The 16,684-nt window shown below is 44.8% G+C and carries 8 protein-coding genes; 2 read left to right on the top strand and 6 right to left on the bottom strand.

Annotated elements, in window-relative coordinates; genetic code table 11:
* Positions 1-39: 39 nt before the first annotated feature.
* From XM38_RS06225 to XM38_RS06235, 3 genes are all read right to left on the bottom strand, one after another.
* Positions 40-2,751: a DEAD/DEAH box helicase gene (locus XM38_RS06225; RefSeq protein ID WP_080810434.1), complete on the bottom strand. Its 2,712-nt coding sequence runs from the start codon at positions 2,749-2,751 to the stop codon at positions 40-42.
* Between the two features lie 95 nt (positions 2,752-2,846).
* Complete coding sequence (locus XM38_RS06230; RefSeq protein WP_080810432.1) at positions 2,847-8,297, bottom strand: hypothetical protein; 5,451 nt, start codon at positions 8,295-8,297, stop codon at positions 2,847-2,849.
* Positions 8,294-9,865 (bottom strand): hypothetical protein, encoded by a 1,572-nt coding sequence (locus XM38_RS06235; protein ID WP_137455029.1) that lies wholly within the window; start codon positions 9,863-9,865, stop codon positions 8,294-8,296. Before XM38_RS06235 ends, XM38_RS06230 begins: the two co-directional genes overlap by 4 nt.
* Positions 9,866-10,138: 273 nt before the next feature.
* On the opposite strand from XM38_RS06235, the gene XM38_RS26310 reads away from it, so the two are divergent.
* Both XM38_RS26310 and XM38_RS26315 read left to right on the top strand, forming a co-directional pair.
* Entirely contained in the window at positions 10,139-10,576 is a 438-nt protein-coding gene (locus tag XM38_RS26310) for a helix-turn-helix domain-containing protein (protein ID WP_202978832.1), read from the top strand.
* A gap of 14 nt (positions 10,577-10,590) precedes the next feature.
* The gene (locus XM38_RS26315; protein ID WP_202978833.1) at positions 10,591-11,355 is read left to right on the top strand and encodes an ISL3 family transposase; all 765 of its coding nucleotides are present in this window, start codon (positions 10,591-10,593) and stop codon (positions 11,353-11,355) included.
* Here XM38_RS26315 and XM38_RS06245 read toward each other — a convergent pair whose 3' ends face one another.
* The 3 genes from XM38_RS06245 to XM38_RS06255 are packed head-to-tail and all read right to left on the bottom strand — an operon-like array spanning position 11,356 to position 16,684.
* Positions 11,356-12,072, bottom strand: a complete 717-nt coding sequence (locus tag XM38_RS06245) for a sacsin N-terminal ATP-binding-like domain-containing protein (RefSeq protein ID WP_080813937.1) — start codon at positions 12,070-12,072, stop codon at positions 11,356-11,358. It abuts the gene before it with no gap.
* 17 nt (positions 12,073-12,089) lie between these two features.
* Positions 12,090-14,117 (bottom strand): 3'-5' exonuclease, encoded by a 2,028-nt coding sequence (locus XM38_RS06250; protein WP_080813935.1) that lies wholly within the window; start codon positions 14,115-14,117, stop codon positions 12,090-12,092.
* Between the two features lie 11 nt (positions 14,118-14,128).
* Positions 14,129-16,684, bottom strand: coding sequence for a GmrSD restriction endonuclease domain-containing protein (locus tag XM38_RS06255; RefSeq protein WP_202978834.1), 2,556 nt, complete (start codon positions 16,682-16,684; stop codon positions 14,129-14,131).

Consider the following 16,684-nt stretch of genomic DNA (forward strand, 5'->3'; position numbering starts at 1 on the left):
TTAATTTCCCAAAAATAACCTGCAATAATCAGCCGCTTTTTATTGAAAACTCTGCTTAGGGTAGAGTAATACACTAGTCAAAATCTTGGGGTACTGAAAAGGCAAATCTAGCTTATTCAAGTTACTATCAAGACGTTTTTTAGCTTCCTCTAATAAGCTGATGACTTTATCTATTTCGATCTCTGGCCTTGATCGATCAGGTGATCTATCAACCTGACCAACATTAGCATTCAAGAGCATTAGCAATTCCCAATCTTTCAAAATATCTATTTCCGATTCCGATCCAATAATTTTTACTCCTACTACAACCTGTCGCACATTTGTTTGTACACCTGTTACTCGGTCTACAATTTGGAAAATAATTACAGGATCCTTTAATTCAGTCAGTTGTGCCACACAGCCATCCAGTTCTAAAGCTTGCTTCAACGCCTGATTCATTAGACAATGGCCTACACCGAGTAGATTGTTGATTTTCTTTTTGCCCCGGCAAGCACGATCAAAATGTAGATGCTCATAGCGCTTACGGATTGCTGGCTCAGTCAGCCAAGATTCTGGAGTGATAAATGATAGACCATCCTCATTTCGAGAAATCCGCCGCTTATTAAGCTGAAGTATTGTCTCAAAAAAAGGACGTAAATCTGGCAAGTCCACCTGTGGCAACAAAGAAGAAACTTTTTGAAAGTCGAACTTTTCACAACTTCCCATAAGTTCTTTAACTGTTGCTACAGCATCTTGCCCTCCAAATGTTGCGGTTTTAGAGTCGAACCATCGGCTTAAGTTCTCTTTGTTTTGGTCAGCTTCGCTAAAGACTTCCCGAAACATTTTTGGCGACGTCATCCCAAGCACTAACTGAAGTAAGTCTTCAGACTCTTCCATGACCTGGTCAAGAGACTGCATAATATTCTCAATCTTACTATTAAGCTTATCCCAAATTCGTGTTTCTACAGTATCAGGATTTCGCAGGTTAATAACCTCAACTTTCTGCGTTTGGCCATAGCGATTAAGACGCCCTACTCGCTGATGCAATCGCATAGGATTCCAGGGCAAATCAACGTGAATAAGGGAATAGCATGTCTCTTGAAGATCGATTCCCTCACCACCGGCTTCGGTTGAAATCAGGAATCTAACTTCCCCAGAGTTAAACTTTTCAGCCGCACGCTCTCTTTTCTCAAAATAGGTACGAATTCTTCCAGAATTTTCAATTACATCATCAGCTCGACCATCACCATTGATAAAGGTGACGCAATCATTTCCAAAACGAGCGATGAGAGCAGACATAAGTAAGGATTGAGTAGCTTTGTACTCTGTGAAAAATAGAACCTGCCGATTGGAGAATCTGGTTTCTAAGATCTCAATTATTTTGCCAATTTTTGTTTCAAATTTTACAAGTTCAGCAGCCTCAATAAGCTCTTGCAATCTTGGCTTCTCATCTTCCATGAGATATACTTTCAGGCTGAGGTCAAATATTTTCTCCTCCAGCAGACTCAGTTCATCACTATCAGCTTTCTCATCATCATCAAATTCTTTTAACTTTTCAAGGATATATTTTCTGCTTTTAGCGTTTTCTAGTTCCTCTCGATAATTGTTGATTTTATTTAATCGTTTTTTAAGAGCAGATCGAATGGCAGCAACTGAGCTGGAAGCTAGTTTCTGCATACAGATTAAGATCAACATTACAGCTCTTTGATTTACCTGACTGAGACCTGATGCATAAGCTTTACCTGTCAAGATAAATTCTGTGAGTTTAACGTAGAAAGCTTCTTCTTCCAAAGAGTAGCTATAGGTCTCTGAAAAAACATCAGGAGGATAAAATAGCTTTTTCCCTTTCATATCAGTTACAAGCTGTTTGTTATTCCGAATCATTACCAAATGCAAGCGGCGCATCTGATTTTGAAGATCATCTACTGACTCTACTGCTTCTGCTGGATCAAAGAGATCAGCACGGAGTAGCTTTAGAAGAGCAAAAAACTGATAATGCTTTCCTCTATGGGGAGTGCCAGTAAAGAAAACAGCAGATTTGACTTTTTGGTGGTCATACACTAGGCGATTCATTAAGCTATAGCCTAAGGTTTGCCCAGTCTGCTCATCGGCATTTAAGTGATGAGCCTCATCTACAACTACCAAATCCCAAGGTTCTGCGTTAAACATGCGCTGATGTCGGTTGCCACTGTCTTTGCGCAGAGTTGGCAACGAGGCAATCACCTGTGAATGGGTATTCCAAAAATCACTCTTAGATGTATCCGCTTCGGTGGTGTAGCGTGCCATACGGATATCAAACATGTTGCGCAATCGTTCCTGCCACTGTTCGACGAGACTAGCAGGGCATAACACTAGGATGCGCCTAACGGCGTCCTTGCTAAGTAAGGCAGATATAATTAGACCAGCTTCAATGGTTTTACCTAAGCCAACATCATCAGCAATTAGCCATCGAGTGGGCAGTTCTTGTACAACTTTGCGGCAGACCCAAAGTTGGTGTGGTAGCAGGGCTATGCGGGCAAGGGAAAATACTCCCCACATATCGTTAATAGAACGAATTGCAAGAGCCTGGGTACGAGCAACAACCTCTAGAGGATCGTGCCATTCTGGAGCGAGAATAGCTTCCTGAAGAGATTTTAGTCTCGTTAGTTCTGATTTAGGACATTCTTCAATACCGTGTTCGAACCGAATAACAACCGTGGCATCTTCGTCTACTCGTACTTCACCACTACCAAATCTAGGGTGATTGACGCGATCGCCTCGTTTATACTCCATATTCTCTAGTTAGCCCTTAGCACTTAACTCATATACGATCTAGGAATCCTTCTACCATCTGGCAAAGTGACAAAATCACCGCTATCGCTGTTTCTCTAATTTCCGTTTGGCTCATCCTCAAAATAATCTTCATCAGAGAGACCTTCATACCAACCCAAATCTTCTCTCACAAGCAATCCACGTAAATCTAAGCTATGGCGCTTAGCGTATAGCTCAAAAGGAATATCAAAACAATTTTGAAATGTAGGAAAGTCAGACAAATCAAGATTTTTAAATTCTTTTTGGAGAAATGTATAAATATGCCGGGAGTGTCTATAGTCTGAAGATTGCAACCCTTGGCATCCTAATCGCATCATGATTCGTCTTATCTTGGCCCTTGGGACAAAACAGTGAGAAAAAATATACTCAGTTGGCTCAATGATCTCAAAGCGGACTAATTCCCGGATAACAAAGTTAGCGCCAATACCCAGTCGCAGAGGAGGAGCATCTACTCCACCACCAGAAAGGTCAGATGCGAGTCTTGGATTGGTTAGAGTCACTAGTTCAAAACGATGGGGTATTCGCTCTGCCCTGAGGAAAGAGTCTTGATACTCATCCAGATATTTAGAGATTTGATAGATATTTGGATATTTCTCCATCCAGTAGTACCAGGTTGTATCTTGACGTAAAGATTCAAGATAATCATTAAGAACGTAAATCCATTGTTCTGAGGCATCCTGTGGATCTGACTCTGAAAATGTGTTCCACCATCCCTGATTTATGCAGAAACGAATAAAGTCTCGATGTTGCTCATGTCTTGTTCTACCCATTGTATGGGTTGCACCGATAAAAAAGAGCATCAGCCATGTACTGCGATTGCCGTCTCGTAACCCTTGTGTTAGCTCGTTAATCCCAATTGGATAAAGACGTTGATTATAATCTCTTATCTCCCTACCTCCCTGCTCTTTCCACCAACGATAGATATCATCTAACAGATCTCTTGAATCATTTGGGTTTGGCTCTTCTGGTGGGTCTTCTGAATCTTGAGAAGCTTGGTCGTTGTCTAACGATGAAATTTGTTCCCAGGGAATTTCGCCCTGTATTGCCCGTTCTTCTTGGAGTTGCCTTGCCTTTGTTTGTAATAGGCTCCTGATCGCAGGATCATCCTTCATCCAAGTATTTTCAATTGAACTTTGTAATTGTCTTGAAAATTCTAAGCTTCTCTCACCACTAGATAGATAAACTCGCACAGCTTGCCTTTGTTCTTCTGTAGTCGCTGATCTTGCCCATTCAACTAGTTCCTCGACCGCAATTGTTTCACGACGTGGGCGGCAAACTCGGAAAAACTCAAGCGCTGTATCAGTGTAATCGGAATGCAGAATTCGATTTGAAGGGGCGAAGGCAACCAAACGCCTTTCTTCCAGATCACCTGTATGAGTTACAAGAAGCAGTGATGCAGCCAGATAGCCAGCTGCTTGGTTCATAAAGCCTAGAGGTTCCCCATCTAAGACTTGACGAATTGCTTCATATTCTGAGAGGTGTGAGACCTTCCACTGAGTCATTCTAGAAGGATTGACAAGATTACCAATACTACAAGCAATTTCTGGATTGACATTGCGATTCCCTAGGGCTTCTACAAGAATATCTGCAAGCTTTAAAGAACTAGGTTGATGGGAGCTCGTTCCCATAAGTTTCACTACGTCTTGCCAAACCTGGTGATGAACCCATCGACTCGAGCTGTCTTCAAAATTGGGCCAATTTGAAACAATATTGAAAATCTCTTGATCAGACAAAATTCCTGTGATTTTATGAGTTATCTGATCAAATCTAACTAACTGACGAGCATTTCCAAATAATCCATTAGGCAGAGAGGCATGGCAGGAAATTAGGTAGCCACACCCATAATATTCAGTGGAAAATCCAGCCTTCAAAAGCTGTAATATCGTTTCATCACTATTCAGCCTAAGCCAGTCTTTAACTAAGACATCCCAAAGAAAATTCCAAAAATGATAAGCACTAATTGTTTCATTCAGATGCAGAGCTTGACGTAATGCTAACCAGTTTCCTTCTGAAGAGAAGAAAAGACCACATAGAACCTCGCCTAACTGCATACCAATATCGCGAATTAAGTCTTGATTACGCTTGGAATTTCGATCAAGGCTGGTACGACCTGTTGTGATATCAAAATGGCTATTGACAACAAATCGTATATTTAGAGACTCCTTCGTAGGATTAGTTACCCATAATTTTGGTGAGTTAAGCAGTGGCGAATTCTCTGAAAGGTCAGAAGGAATTACAAAGGCTACATTCCCTGACCGCAAGTTAAAGTTGAGTAGGTTGTGAGATTGCCAGATTAAATCATTACCATTAAATTTAGGTAGTCTAATTTGGCCAAACTCAACTTCTGAGATTCCTAGTACTGGTTGTGGTGACCAAGTAAGACGAGTATTTTCTTCACCGCCTGCTTCATTGAGCAACGTACAAGATTTTATCCTTTTAGAGAAGACAAGCAACAACCCGACTGACCTGTAAAAGCTTTCAGTAGCCGAATCAGCAGGATCTAGAATCTCAGAATCAAAAGGCAAATTAATTATTGTTCCATCGTTAATATCCGGCGATGGAGAATGTTCCTGCAAAAATCTCCGCAAGTTACTTGTTAGTCCCTCATCTTCATCCTCTTGCCCAGGCCGAGGTAGAGATCTAGGAAGTAGACCGGCATAGATTATAAACTTAATATCGCCACTGATTACACAAGGTTGCCTTGAGAGTAGATGAACGGTCTTGAAACCTAGGCCAAATTTCCCTGTTTCATCTTCCCCTTTGCTAGAGTCGCTAAAGGAAAGCATCTTAACTAAATCACGCTTAAAACCAGATAGTTCTGAATCCTCGTCTTGTACGTCAGGATGGGTAACCATGTTAATAGGGCGACCCCAGTGCATAATTGTCAAGCCTTGATCATGCAAGGACAGGACAAAATGATTCCGTTCTGGCAAAGATTGACCCAAAAGCCGCTCATATTCAAGCAAGGCATCATCAGCATTTTGAAAAAGCTCAAATGGAATATTGCTAATATCGTAACCATATTGCCCATGCTCAATTTTCCTTCTAACTGTTTGCAGAACAGATAGAGATCCATGATCAGTTTCGATCATCTCGATAAGTTGTGTCTTTCTTTCTTCCAACTGATCGCTAATTACTCTTTTCCTTTGATTTACTCTTGCATCACGACGTAGGTTAAGCTCTTCTAATTCTGATTCAAGACTCCCTATTTGATCCAGACATTTTCTGATGTCCTGATCATTTATATTAAGCATTCTCAAAATTACTGGTAAATGCTGAAGAATATAATTCCGCGCACTCTTCACGTACAACTGTTGAGAATTTAGTAAATCACGCCATATTTCTTCGATAGACTCAGTTTCAGTTCTATGAATACGCTGGAGGAGAACTCTAGCTGAGTTAATAAGGGTTTCTGCCAGACTTCCGTTGTCCTCAGGTAAATTAAACTTCAGCAGGACGATTTCTTGAGTAGAATGATCAAGCTGCCCCACAAATATATGTTCGGGTACTTTGTTCTGCTGAAGGGAGACATCAATATCTTCTCTCAATAGATTTCTGACTGTTTGCACAGCACCTTCAACGGACTTCACTGCTATCCTAAAATTTCTGTTTCTAAGATTCTCGGACCAAAGTACTCTCTCCCGCAACCCATCAAAACTACGGCTTTGTAGATATTTTTTGGCTAAATTTTGGACATCTTGGTTTGTTCCAGCAAATAAGCATAGTAGTCCGCCAACAGCCTCTGACGGTAAGTGAGATAGCCAAGGCCGAAAATATTGCTCTAGCGCTTGGGAATTAGCTGTGATGCTTTCTGCACTTCCTGTCCGAATGACTTTAGACACAGAAGATACAGCTTCTAAATCATTATCCTCATTTTCAATCTCTAAATATGTACCTAGAATAGTTCGCTGGGAACTGTGCAAGACGGAAGCGTTATCAATCCCTGTATATCTTTCACCGTCACAAAGCTGTTCAGGAGACCGCCACTCACCCTGCTGATTCAGTAATTGAATATGAGGTAGCAGAACTTCTCTAAAGCTCGCCAATGACTGAGAGGAAATTTTTAAGAAATAGTTGTAAACAGTAACCACCTCAGACGACGGGTTTGGGTATTGTGTTGCTAGCCAATCCAATATTTTTTTTAATCGGTTTAAATCATGGATTGTGTGCCGAACTTTAGGTAAAATAAATTCCTCAAACTCTTGAGACGAAATTTTATGCTTTAGTAGCAGTGCTGGTGTATGACTACATTCTTGTAGAGTCTGAGCTAACTGCCCAAGCAACGAGTCTGGTAAATCTCCTAGATAGTATTCAGGCAAATCGGCTATTGCATTTCCTAATTGCTTAATAGCATCCGTTCCAGATAAAAACATAGGTTTTATTTGGTTGCTCTCAAGACAAAATCGAATATCTAAATCATCACGTAACATGCCAGGCGTGATATACTTAGAGCTAGGCTGTTGTCTGAGGATTTCAGTTGCCTCTAAATCTATTGATTGAAGATCAATAATCTGTTGAGGCGATCGCGGCTGGTCATCTTGACCGACAAGCCACTCAGTTGTTTTGAGAGGTTCAATGATGGTCTTACGAAGGCTCTGATTTCGCTTCTCAAGAATGCTTAGTATCTTTAATATTAGGCAAACATGGTCAAAAGGTTTTTGAGTCTTCTGTAGCAAGAATTCTAAAATATCATTGTCGTACCATTCCTCACATACCTGTCTAAGTGCTGGAGATTCTTGAAGTTCCTCTTTGAGCATAGAATAGCTTGCATAGGAACAGTTATGCTCACTCTGGAAAACCTGTTGTAATTTAGACCTAAAATCAGCTAAATAAGACGGCAAAAGTATTACATTCTTAGGTGCGATTGATTGTTCTGTCTTCAACTTAAGCCAATTAGCTTCTTTAATATGTTTCAAAAATTCTTCATTTAAATCTGAATCTGGAACCTGCATTAACTGAAGTAACAGCTCACAATATTGATCCGGTCGAGGCTGTTTCAGTATGACTGAGATAGCTGATTTGGGTGTCCATAGAGGAATCCAATCTGGACGATTCGTACAGGGAATGATCGTGACTAGTGTTCGTAGCTGAGAAGGCAAGGTGAAGTCAGGATTATTTAAATATGTACTATCTGCGATAGGGACAGATTTACCATCTGCTGACGTATGTAGTGGAAGGCTCTGCCAAAGTTCTTGCGTACCATAAATTGATACTTGCTTAAGAATTTCCCGTCGTTCCTCATCGCTAAAATCTTGCTCATGAAGAGCTGTTGCGTTTAAATCCTGAATCAAATTTTGGGGAGCAATAAGCTGTATGCCCAAAATTTTCAGTTGATTCTGAGAAACGTCTTTGATCAAATCTGGAGAAAGGATGCGCCAAGGATCTAGAATCTGACGTGCTACTTTACCCCAAACAGCACTCGTCTGAGAGGCAACATAGAGTGTATCTATGTTGTCATAATGCTCCGGAGAACCATGCAGTAGAAAACGTAGTGCTTGATTAGTCATGGCAGTAGTCTCCTTAATAGGTTGATGCGATTTTCAGGAGCCGCCAGGTGGGGACGTGTTTCGAGAATTGAGATGCAAGCTGTGCGATCGCACTCATTCAGAGATTCACACAATTTCTCCGCGATTTCTCGATCAACTAAAATAATCTCGGTGTTCTCTAAAGCCTCCTGTAATGGTTTTGCAAAGTTATTTTCGTTTTTTGATTTTTTGAAAATAGAACCACTCTGGGAATTAATTTCTCTAAGACTGTAGAGGGTTTCCTCACCTGTCCGACAGTTTTCTCCAAATATGAAGGACAATGTTTCAGTTTGGCTCCGAAATTCTGATAAGTCATGGCCTGGAATGGCACGAATAATCTGATGAACAATTTCAATAATGAGAGATCGCTCTTCAGTGTTATCGAGCAATACAGAAATGACCGCCCCGGCATTTTGCCCTGATAGTGTTTGAGCTTCATCACTAGGACAGATCTGAGTGGGAATTAACAAAATGTCTAGGTCTTGATTATCGAGGTCTCGATTGAGATTTTGCAACAGTTCTTGATCAGGACAGTTGATGCAAAACCAATGTGATGGACTTAGCCTAGAAATGACGGATTGTATGAGCGTTCGCTGCTGCTCTAGTTGATGAAACTCCAAATTAACGAGAGCGCTTCTTACTTGCTTCTGCAAACTCTCTTGGATGTCGTTGGATACTAACCACTCACTAGAAGTAGGGATAACAATGTTTAACCAACTCACAAAAAACTGCAGCTCAGCATCATTTTGAACAATGTGGATGATATCCAACGAGTCCAGAACTGTAATAATGTCATCATCTGCCCAGTTATCCGGCTTCTCTAAAGGAATCAGATTAGGATCATTCTCAATAATGAGACAGGCAGAATTAGCAATCTGAGTTAATGCTGACCAGACATTCCAAGTTGGGCAGCGAGGCACAGCCAGTATGCGCTGCTGCGAACCGTCTACTAATTGCCACCGGGTATCGGCTGGTTGTACCCGATACACCCAATATCCTGGCTGATATAAATACTGATGTAAAACTTGTGTCTGAAAGAGCTTCGACTGTTTCAAAGCTTCACAAAGAACTCCAATATCAGATTGCTCTAGTTCAGAACTTTCACAAAATTCGTTTAATGCTGGAAGAATCTGCGGTAATGTCCCTTTCGTTGCCAGAATTGTATTCCAAGCCCTGATCATTTCAGTATCGTTGCTTGGCGTTTGCGAGCTTCCATTGCCAGCATAGAGTTCATCTAGTCCTTCAATCGATTGCCGTCCAGAATCCAGAAAAAAGTATCCATGCAGCATCAGCGTATAATCCTGCGTTCCCTCAATGGAGATGCATTCATGCACAGCATGATTTCCACCTCCGTCAGCCAAGGGCAGAAAGACAGCCCATTGAATGATTAAACGGCTCTCTGCATTAGCAGGTTGGTGAGAGAAAACAACTCCACAATGGGGAATTGCCTTATCTGCTACAGTGATTGACCTACCAGTTAAATCGTTATAACTCGAACGTTTTGGCCAATGGTCTGACTCCTTAAGAACAGTCCAAAAATCACCATTCAAGTCAGGCTGATCAGCAAGTAATCCTTGAAACTGTTGTTCTGGTAAAGACGCTTCGACTCCTCCGTACCTAGCCTGATGATTGGAGAGTTGGATAGAGCCTCGGAACGGGTGTTTTATATTATGCTCTGAAAGATTCCCCTTAGTTCTTGGATAGATAAATCGCTGATCTGGAGTCTCTAATTGAATTGACAGTTTTTGGAATCTATCTTGATGCGAAAATACGGCTCTGCAGGAATGAGTATGCTGGTGTAGTAGATGCTATACCGTATCGCTATGGTACCTCTCTTGAGTGAACTCTTGGGGTTGTCTGGCATTGATGTGGAGTCATACCAGGAGAGCGAGGATGGCTTGATTCTGGAGGTAGAAGCGCACAGGGACACAGCAATCTGTCCTCGCTGCGGGACTTTGAGCCACCACCTCCATCAGAATCATGGCTACCTGGTGCGTGACCTACCCATCAGCCATTACCGGAAGACCTGGTTACGGGTGAATCGCCGCCAGTTTAAGTGTTCGACCTGCGGTAAACCCTTCAGCGAGGAGCTGGAGTTTGTCGGCGCGCGTCGGGTGTACACGGACCGGTATGCCGAGGTGGTGGTGAGTGAGGTGATTCATAGTAATACGGCTAATGTGGCGCGACAGCACGGGTTGAGCGAAGATATCGTCTGGTCCATGGTGGAGTATGTCAGCGAAAAAAAGTCTGTATTGACTTGAGTGGATTGCGGCGGTTGGGCATCGACGAAATCGCGCTACGTAAAGGTCACAAGGACTTTGCTGTGGTCTTGAGTGACCTCGATACTCACAGGCTGATTGGGATGGCTCCAGCGCGGACTCATGCGGCGATTGAAGCCGTGCTCAACACCTGGGGTGCCGAAGTGCTCTCAAACATTGAAGAAGTCAGCATGGATCTCTCCGGCAATTACCGGGGCTTAGTGCATCGCCTGATGCCTCAAGCCGAGATTGTGGCCGACCGTTTCCATGTCATGAGTCTGGTCAATCAGGAATTGAATCAAGCCCGTAACGCCCTCCGGCGGACACCCGAGGCTTTAGCCGAGGGCGTCACTCCTGAGGCGGCTAAAGCAGCGCTCAAATCCAGTAAGTATGCCCTCCTCAAGCCAGAAGCCCATCTCACCAAGACCCAGCAGGACAAGCTCGTTGAGGTCAAAGCTGTTTCGCCGAAACTCGCCTTGATGCATCAGACCAAAGAAGCCTTTAGGACTCTATTTGAGGCTCAGTCTTGGGCTCAAGCCCTGCCGGGTTTCCTGGGCTGGATGGGAACCGCGCAATCCCTCTACCCCGAGGCTGTGGCAACGATGAAGCGATGGTTTGGCGAAATCCTCCAGTACTTTGAACACCGCACCACAAGCGGTGTCGTCGAAGGCATCAATACTCGCCTAAAGTTGATCAAGCGCTCTGGTTACGGGTTCACCAACTTTGAGCGATTTCGGCTCCGCTGCCTCATCTGCTGGCATTTTTCTCCTGCTGCTGCATAATTATCCCAGGAGAGCCGAAAATACCCAGTAGTAAATGGATTGTAGTGAGTTTAAACAAGGAATTAGGGTGCTAATTCGTCTATCTAAATCCCTGGGCAGATGTTGCTGAATTGTGTGATAATCATAGGTTTTAGACAGGAGTGCCCGAGGTTGATTTGAGATCCTCAATGGTAGCCAGAGAACGAAATAATTTGAATAGTTTTGAGTTATTAAAATATCCTCTAAATAGTTCTCGACAGCGCTCTTATCTCGCGGGGTCATTGGTTGCCCATCTGCCCAGGGGGTTAAGAATCGATAGCTTTGAGCTTTTTCTGATAATTGGTCTGATTCGGCAATATAAAAGAATGATTCACAAAAATGGAAAACGCTCTTTTGTCCCAAGCCAAATTTACCAATCTTGGCTGAATTTCCAGCATTAAAATCGATTCCGATCCAACCAATCGCTTTTGCATCAGAATCTCGGAATCCACCATTATTGACAAAGAATAAAGATGGTTGTTCTAGGAGAGGATGTTCGACTTCTGTTGAGGGTAATCCTGGAGTTACCCCCATATCTAAGCGAGTTGCACCCGCATCATTCGCATTTTGAAGAATCTCTTTGATAATGGGAAATCCTTCTTTATATCGTTCCTTGAGTAGCGTTTGGATTTGATTAGCGATCGCTCCTGGCGGAACTTCTAATCCTGTTTTGTCAAACTCCTGCATATCGGTAACCATCAGTAGGCTTATAGAGCTTAGTTGAGAAATTTGCTAGGTTTTCCAACCCAGCAAATGAACAGTTCATCCCTTGCCCGCGTAAGGCTTACGTACAGAAGCTGCCTCTCCCTAGCCAGTACATCCTTCTGTAGCTGAGTATCCTTAGTCCTATTAACGAGATATTTCAGCGGCACCTGGTCATCCGATACATTCACTACAAACACCGCCTTAAACTCCAACCCCTTAGCCCGGTGCATCGTCCCCGCATTCACTGCCGACTCCCGTGCTCCCCCCTTCCGCAGGTTATGGCACTTGAGCCCAGCTTCCTTCAATGCACTCTCAAGCTGAGTAATCGCCTTGTTAGTACGAGCAAAAATAGCCACCTCTTCCGGGGCTAACCCCTCCTGGGTAATTGCTTGGATTTGCTTCACCAAGAACTCCTGTTGTTGCTCCTGGGTATTAAATCCCTTCATGACGGGCTTGGGTCCACTCAAAAGACTGACCGTTCCCTTACGGCTCTCCTGTCCGCCATCCATGTCATCGCTCTGGTGACCCAGCATGGTATCGGCGAACTGTCGAATTTGTTCCGTAGTGCGGTAGTTGATCCGGAGAATATGAGACCGTCCCCGCACATCCACCCCAAGCGCTTTGAGGCTAAACGGGGTGCTGTAAATCCGCTGTCCTCCATCGCCTACCAGAGTGAGAGAATCATCCCCGTCTCCCGCCAATGCTGCCAGCAGCATAATCTCCTGGGGGCGCAGGTCCTGAAGTTCATCTACGATGACGGCATCGAATGGACTTTCAACCTTCCCCGTGGTGACTAACTCCCTAGCTAAACGGCAAATGGAGGGGTAATCCATGCAACCCTTCTCATTCAAGGTTTCATACACCCGCTGAAAAATCTGCCAGACCTGCTTTCGTCCCTTAACCGTTAGCGGAAACCCTCGACCTGTGCGGTTAGCACTGCGGTAGTCGTCCCAGGTGGTAACACCCTGGTCCTGAATGACCGTTTCCCATTCAGTCTTCAGCAGGTCGGGTTCTAGGGGACAGATACCAGGATGGTAATACTCATCGATAAGTTTCCAAATCTCGTCGTTATTGATGGGATAGAGATCTGAATTCGCTGTTTTGGCTAAAGCTAGCCCCTGGCTGTGAACCGTCGTTACCGTAATGCGCGATCGCTCCTCTGAGGTACATAGCAGCTCTAGGTTGTGCTCGATGTTTTCACACAGGGTCGATACATAGCTGGTCAAAAAGACCCGCTTACCCTGCCGCGCCAGATGTCGGGCTCGGTGCATCGCCACCACGGTTTTGCCCGTTCCGGCAGAACCGGAAACTTTGACAGGGCCAGCGAAGCTGCCTGTAGCCAGCTTTTGCTGGGAAGGATGGAGGAACGCCACCCAGGTTGCCAGGGGAGCCTCCAGCATTTTCATCAAGTCGTCGTTGTTTTCCATTACAAAGAAACGACGCCGGGTATCTTGACTAGCGGTAATGGGCTGGTTTTGGGCGATCGCAACTGGAGGCGTGACAAATTCCCCCTCTGCCAGTTTCAGCAGTCGCTCTCCTACATCTTCGGGCAGCTTAACAACGACTTTCCAGAGGTGGTCTATGTGCTGAACTTTGCGAATAGTGGGTAACCAATCAGTGGGAACGCCCAGGCTCTCCAGGTAATCATTGTCATGGTCATCGAAGAGGCGAGGGATTTCAGGAACAAAATATTGAACCTGCTGCTCCACTACATCGGGCGACTCAACAATTTGCAGTGCTCCGGTTTTGGGGTGCCGGGCGATCTGACGAGTCTCAGCCCACTTATACGCATCGTCATGGTGGTCTGCATGGAGCACTGTCCAGATGTCACTGTCTTTGTGGACAATGGCTCTCAATTCTTGGCTGATGCGGCCTGACCAGAGGTTTTCGTTCTTGGTTTGGGTGACCCGCTCCAAACTAAGACTAGGATGAGCTGGGTTTTCGATAAACTTAGCCAAAAACTTCCACACTCGCTTCGCATCGTTGGAATCAAGGCGGGCGACCGCAGCTGGGAGGGATTGGTCAATGAGTACAGGCATAGTGTTCCTCCTCAGCTATTTAGCAGATGGTGGGTAATGTCGAGACGGCCCATGCCTTGTTTGCGATCTAGCTGTAGTGCCTGGCCTTCCTTATGAATGCGAATATGCCAGTACATGCGGTCATCTTTTTCTGTCGTCCAAAAGTCGTCTAATAAAGAAGACAAATCTTGAAAGGGCACCAGGATGGTTTGTTCAGGTGAGCCACAGCCTAGAGCCACGTATCCCTGGTCGAAGTTCTCCAAAAATTCTTTTTGAGAGGGGTGAAACGCAAACCAGTAGGAGGGTGCCCCGTTATTTTCATGAGTTTTAGAAATAGTGCAAACGACAGCAGTTGAGCCATCTTCAGTCACATATGCGGTTCGTGATTTTGAAAGCAGAGGTAACCCCAACACTTGAGAAACCCGCTCAATGCATTTTGGATGAAACCCGACGGGAGGTTCTCTGTCAGAATCGTCTGGTTCACTAACCTCGGGCGTTGCAATCGAGGCAGTCAACTTTTCCTGCTCTTGCAAGGCAATCATGATGCTGGCTAACGCTGCTTCTAATTGATTACAGCCAACAAGTAAAACCTTTGCACCTGCTCTCTCTAGCGCCGCTTTAATAGCTCCTGCCGAGAGTTCTTGGCTATCTACCAGATGGAGAACTTTATCGTTCTGAGCTACCTCTGCCAGAAAAGTGCCGACGACAACTCCATTGGCTTCTACATCACCACCAGCTTCGATGGTTACCCCTTCAAGCTTGGAAAGTGCTTGCAGGAAAGGATGCCACTGAGATGAAAAGAGGTCATAGTCTACGGAGCCAATATCTTCTCGCACAATGGTCTTACCCATCGCCTTACCAATGCGGTCTAGCAGTGCTGCTTCTCGGGCACTGAAAAAGTGTTCAAAATCGTTAGCTCTGAGGGCGTCTGGCGGAATCAGATGCTCTGCCAAAATAGCGTCCATCCTTTCCTTGGAAATTTCCGCGCTTTTCTGAAGAGTGGCGAGATATTTGCTGGGAGGGTTGTTGCTGACCCGTCGATTGGTACCCGCAGAAAGAGGCGTTTTGTTGATAACGCTGTCGTAGCGCTTAGAATCCAGGCCAGCTTTCCGACACCAATCCTGAGGAAAGATGTGGTGAATATCGATTTTCTCGTCAAAGTAAACTTGCTCATTAATAGGAATACCAGAACGGAAATCAGGGGCACCATCCTGCATGAGCAAAGCATAGATCCCCTTATAAGCCGCACTGTTCCGGGTCTTTAAGCCAAGTAACCGACCCGGTATGAAGTTGGCTGCCGCTACTGTATCTGGCTCTGGTCCTCCATCTACCCAGGCTAATACCTCTGGCAAATCCTTAGCAAAACGGCTTTCGATCGCACTTCCGTAAAGCTCTCCAAAAACTCCACACCAGTACCAGCGGATTAGCTTTTGTCTGACTCCGTGGTTGAGGGCTTTTTCGCCCAACACCGTGAAGATGGCAGCCAGGGGAACAAGCTGGGTTTTGTAGGGAATGTCTCGGGCAGTAAACATCTTTTGCCCATGGAGTAGCTTGGCCGCCTCTTGAAATCCTCGGGTAATGGGATCTGCCCAGGTTTGATATTCCTCTAGCGTCAACCGCAAAATATCCCGTCGCTTACAGCTGATGCCAGGAGCCTTTTCGGGGAGAGTGCCGGATGTGATCGCGGCTTTCTGCCGCTGTAACGAAGCGACCAACGTCACGGACTGCAAGAAGTCAGTACTCTCGATATATTCCAGAATCCGAAATTCTGTTAAGCGAGCCTTGCGATCGGCCCAGTCTTGGCGCAGTAAATAGTCTTCAGCGGCAAAGGTCGCCGTCAGCAATTCAAAGACAGTTAGGGAAACCCCGCCTGTGTTTACCTTCTCAAATACCTGGCAGACTGCTTCCTTAGGCGTTTCCTTCCCGAGGGAAATCACAGGTACCTGATACTGCTCAAAGCGTTTGATGATTTCCTTATTGAACTGGCTGAAAAGCTTAATTTTGTCTTTGTCGTAGTCCCAATATTCCTGGTGTCCCTCCTGCCAATTGGAACAGTCAAAGACCTGGCTGATAGGGAATAAGCCCCGTTCATATTCTTTTTCCGGAGTGGAGTAATCTTCAATCACTTCGCCCCGGAAATTCTTGACTTGCCGGGTGTCGGGCAGGCTAACAACAGCATCTTCCCGTTCCACATTGGGATTCAATACTGCTTCCATATCAAGGTAATACCAGCGGTAAATAGGGCGTCCGCGTAAATCGCGGGTCAGCACTGGGCGTTCTGCGTTAAGTGCCTGAAACAAGGAAGTTAAACGCTGCTGGCCATCAAGAATGAGGCGATCTGCTTCAACAGGGGAGGAGAGTTGCACTCCTTCAATAGGTCTGGCCTTAAATTTCACATCTTCATTGCCAGTTTGAAGCATCATGACTGCGCCAATTGGGTAAGACAGAGAGATGCTAGCCAGAAGGCTCCGAACGTGTTCGTCGTCCCAAACCCATCCGCGCTGAAAATCAGGGAGCTGAATGTCTCCTTTGCGAATGCTTCTAAGAAGGTCAGAAAGACCTTCTTTTGTGCTGTCAAAGGTAGTCAT

Origin of the sequence: Halomicronema hongdechloris C2206, assembly GCF_002075285.3 — a bacterium.
Classification (GTDB): domain Bacteria; phylum Cyanobacteriota; class Cyanobacteriia; order Phormidesmidales; family Phormidesmidaceae; genus Halomicronema_B; species Halomicronema_B hongdechloris.